Source organism: Rhizobium sp. 01N447_2, from assembly GCF_056399245.1.
In genome coordinates this window covers 1-1,279 of record NZ_JBFTQY010000162.1, presented here as the reverse complement: position 1 = coordinate 1,279, position 1,279 = coordinate 1, and the positions used below count along the sequence as shown (strand labels likewise).

Genomic DNA, 1,279 nt, shown 5'->3' with positions numbered 1-1,279 from the left:
CGATGGTGCTGTCGGCCAGAAGCCCGTCCTGCGCCAGCCTGCGCCCTGTGGTGATTTCGATCGGTTTGCCGACGAGGTTGACCGGGATTTTATGGCTGGCCGCCAGCGCCTGAATGCTGGTGATGCCGGGAATGACGCTGTAATCGAAATCCAGGCTGCTTTCCTGCCGCACGCGTTCGATGACGCGGATCGTGCTGTCGTAGAGACTGGGATCGCCCCAGACGAGAAAGGCGCCGCTGCCATCATCCGGGAGACCGGAGATCAGCTCTCCATAGATGCGGGCGATCTCGCCGTGCCAGGCATCGACGCTCTGCACATAGGTCTTGTCTGCCGTCTGCCTTTGCGGCACCGCGAATTCTGAAATCCTGCCAGCCGGCCGCGTGATATAGCGTTCGCAGATATCCCGCCGGATCTCGGCGAGCTCTTCCTTGCCGGCGCCCTTGACCGGTAGGAAGACCACGTCGGCGGCGTTCATCGCATTGATCGCCTGTATGGTGAGATGCTCCGGGTTGCCCGTGCCGATGCCGATGATATGGATATGCTTCAAGCGGATACTCCCCGTTGAGTCCTGGCGGTCTTGCCGAAAAAGCCTCGTCGTCGCAAGGGCAGAACGGGAGTTGGCCGCGGCCAACCGGGCCTGTGGGCGGCAGCTGAGCCCTATTGTTGCTGCAAATCCCGAATCGTGTCACTTTCGATACGCTTTTTGACGCTATGTTGAAAGAAAAGCGCATCGAAAAGGATTGGGTGTTTTGGACAACATTAGCGTATCGACGACAGATGTACGGATCGAGCGGCATGCGAACCAGCTTTCGCGGCAACTGAAGCTCCTCCGCGACAAGCTGTTTCCGCCGCTCTCGCAAAAGACGCTACGAACATTCTCCTCCGGCGAGGCGGCCCAGATGATCGGCGTCTCGGACGGCTATCTTCGCCAGCTTTCGCTGGATGGCAAGGGACCGCAGCCGGATCTTGCCCAGAATGGCCGGCGTTCCTACACGCTCGGCCAGATCAATGAATTGCGCCAGTATATGGCCAAGCTCAAGCCGAAGGATGCGCTTTCCTATCAGCCTTGGCGCCGCCCTGGTGAAAAGCTGCAGACGGTTGCCGTCACCAATTTCAAGGGTGGCTCGGCCAAAACCACGACGACGCTCTATCTGGCGCAGTATCTGGCGCTGGCGGGTTACCGGGTGCTTGCCATCGATCTCGATCCGCAGGCTTCGCTCTCCTCCATGCTGGGCGTCCAGCCCGAATTCGATCTTTCCGAAGGCGATACGCTCTATGG

2 protein-coding genes are annotated in these 1,279 nt (G+C 59.7%); one reads left to right on the top strand and one right to left on the bottom strand.

The features are described from left to right. A partial coding sequence (cobF, locus tag AC1ECN_RS38510) for a precorrin-6A synthase (deacetylating) (protein WP_477956058.1) occupies window positions 1-547 on the bottom strand: 547 nt, incomplete at its 3' end. A gap of 202 nt (window positions 548-749) precedes the next feature. Between cobF and AC1ECN_RS38505 the strand changes: the two genes are divergently transcribed. After that, window positions 750-1,279: nucleotide-binding protein (locus tag AC1ECN_RS38505; RefSeq protein ID WP_477956057.1), on the top strand; the 530-nt coding region annotated here is incomplete at its 3' end.